Genomic DNA, 2,899 nt, shown 5'->3' on the forward strand with positions numbered 1-2,899 from the left:
AAGAAATCCGCGAGCAGACGGGCGCACTCGTCCTCGCATACTCCCCCATACACTTCAGGAAATGAGCCGACATGCGGATCGCGCGGAATATCCCATACCGAACCGCATGCGCCCAATTTGGCATCCCACGCGCCGAACACAATACGTCCGACATGGGTTTGCAGACACGCCCCAGCGCACATCGGGCACGGTTCCAAGGTGACGACCAGCGTGCAATCGGCAAGATTCCAGTTCCCCAGGGTCTTAGCGGCTTGACGCATTGCCTCGACCTCGGCGTGGGCCAACGGGTCGCCGCCGCGCTCGCGCAGGTTGCGGCCGCGACCAATCACAGCGCCGTCAGCGCCGATGACCACCGCCCCAACCGGCACCTCCCCCTCACGCGCAGCCTCACGCGCAAGATTCAGCGCCAGCCGCATCGGCTCGTCCAGCATTTCGCTTACCGTTGCATGACTTCCCGTTTCCGCCATATCAGCCAGTCTAGCGGCAAGCTTCGCGCACTATCCACCCGCCCAATCTGCGTGCCGCATATCTCCAGCTGATATGCAATCAGCGTACGGTCTGCCTACAGTCAGTCCACAACCATTCCTCAGCACGCAGCGAACAAAATTCATCTGCGCCCGGTACGCTGGAAGTATTCACGCGTGCCATGCGGCAACCCCAAGCGGCAACGCAACGCAGCCCACAGCCCACTGCTTACTGCCCACCAGCCCAAGGAAGGCGACATCATGACGGAACTGACCCTCGTCCTGTGCATTGTCGGCGCGGTCGTGGTGTCTTCGTTCCTTAGCCGTTTCATTCCGAAAATCTCCACTCCGCTCGTGCAAATCGTGCTGGGGGCGGCCGCAGCCCAACTGCCGTTCTTCCCGGATGTCACTCTCGACCCGGAACTGTTCATGGTATTGTTCATCGCCCCGCTGTTGTATCTCGAGGCGCGCAGCATCGACAAGACAACGCTGCTGAAGAATCTCAAACTCTCGCTGTCGCTGGCCATCGGGCTGGCAATCGCCACCATGGTCGCAGTCGGCTACGTGACACATGCCGCCTGGCCTGCCGTGCCGCTTGCCGCCGCCTTCGCGCTTGGTGCAGCGCTCGGCCCGACCGACGCGGTCGCCGTGACATCGCTGAGCCATGAAGCCACGCTGAGCGAACGCCAACGCGGAATCCTCAAAGGCGAATCCCTGTTCAACGACGCTTCCGGCATCGTCGGATTCCAGTTCTCGATTCTCGCGGCAATCACGGGAACGTTCTCCATCGGGGCCGCAGCCGAGGAGTTCGCCGTCTCGTTCTTCGGCGGGGCTCTGCTCGGCTTGGTGCTCGGCATCATCGCCAATTGGCTGTTCGGATTGATGCGATCCTTCGGTTGGGAAACCACCACATCACGCATACTGATGGAGTTGTTCCTGCCGTTCCTGCTGTATTTAGGCGCGGAGGCGGTCGGCGTTTCCGGCATTCTCACGGTTGTAGCCGCCGGGCTGATTGCTCAATATGATCGCAGCGGGGTCGGGCCGAATGTCGCCCGTACCAACATCGTGTCATCCAGCGTGTGGGCGGTACTGTCGTTCGCATTGAACGGTTCCGTGTTCATTATGCTGGGCATGATGCTGCCCGAAGTGCTGGGGACAACGTGGTCGGATCCCACAGAAAGTAACGTCATGCTCTTGGGGATCATCGTGCTGGTGTCTACCGTGGTGGTCGCGATGCGGTTCGTGTGGGTGGCCGCCATGTTGCGCATCGCCCGCGACCAGCGCACCGGCCGACGTCGCCGGATGACCCCGGAACGTTGGCGTTCCGCCGCAATCATGACCTTCGGCGGGCCGAAAGGCACCATCACCCTGTCCCTGATGTTCACCATCCCGTACACCATCGCCGCGGGAGCCGCGTTCCCGATGCGCGACGAACTGATATTCGTGGCCGCCGGCGTCATCATCGTGACGTTATTGCTCGCGAACTTCCTGCTGCCGCTGCTTGCGCCCACCCACCTGCACAGCACCAAGGAGATGGACGACATCACCGTGGAAGTGCTGCGCCAGACCGTGGAGGAGCTCGCCCGCCGCGTCACCCCGGAGAACCGACGGGCCGTGCTCGCGGTCATCGACTCGTACACCAAGCGCATCACCCGGCTCAAACACCGCATCGGCAGCGCTGACCCGCAAGGCTTCGAAGCCTTGCAAATCGAGGCGTTGCAGTGGGAGAAAGACTTCCTCAAGCAGCGGATCATCGACCTGAAAAATGAGGAGCCCGCAACCCCAGCGGCAACACACCAGCGCGACCTGCATATCGAAGCCTGCGAGCGCATGCTCGACCAGTTGATGACGACGCTCCGCCATGCGACGGCCGGAGCGGGCAATTCACGGGCAGTATCACAGATTCGCGGGCGGTTCCGCGCGTTGCAACGCCGGGCATCACTGTTTGCACGGCGAGTGTACGGCAAAATCCTACGTACAGCCCCGCTGATGAGCGAAGATGAGATTTACGCGGCCGTGCGCGGCACCCAGCTTGAAGCGATTCATGTGGTAATCGGCAAGCTGTACGAGCAGATGCACGCGGGCGCCTACAACACCGAGGATTGTTCGGCGCTGATTCTTGATTATCAGCGTGCTGAGGCATCCCTGCGTAACCGGCCGAATGTCGAGCGCAGCGCCGAAACCATCAACGAGGTGGAGGATGTGAAGCGCGACAGTTACGCGATTGAGCTGGGCATCATCCAGGACCTGTTCGAGGATGGGCGGATTAATCGCGCCCAGTTGAGGCAGTTGCGTCGCAACGTGTATGTGATGCAGGTGGACGCGGACTCCGGCGTGTGAGTGAATCCTCACACAACGACGCTTTTCGTCTCCAGGTGGCCGGTCCGAGCCACCGGCAGGGGTCAGCGTGTGAGTGAATCCTCACACAGTCACCC

At 61.5% G+C, this 2,899-nt stretch carries 2 protein-coding genes; one reads left to right on the top strand and one right to left on the bottom strand.

Going from position 1 to position 2,899, the window contains the following annotated elements:
• Positions 1-467 (bottom strand): nucleoside deaminase (locus tag ACI38B_RS04840; protein ID WP_439729761.1); only part of this gene is annotated, 467 nt, incomplete at its 3' end.
• Between the two features lie 258 nt (positions 468-725).
• On the opposite strand from ACI38B_RS04840, the gene ACI38B_RS04845 reads away from it, so the two are divergent.
• Positions 726-2,804, top strand: a complete 2,079-nt coding sequence (locus tag ACI38B_RS04845) for a cation:proton antiporter (protein WP_439729762.1) — start codon at positions 726-728, stop codon at positions 2,802-2,804.
• Positions 2,805-2,899 lie beyond the last annotated feature (95 nt).

Origin of the sequence: Bifidobacterium sp. (genome assembly GCF_051876855.1) — a bacterium.
Classification (GTDB): domain Bacteria; phylum Actinomycetota; class Actinomycetes; order Actinomycetales; family Bifidobacteriaceae; genus Bifidobacterium.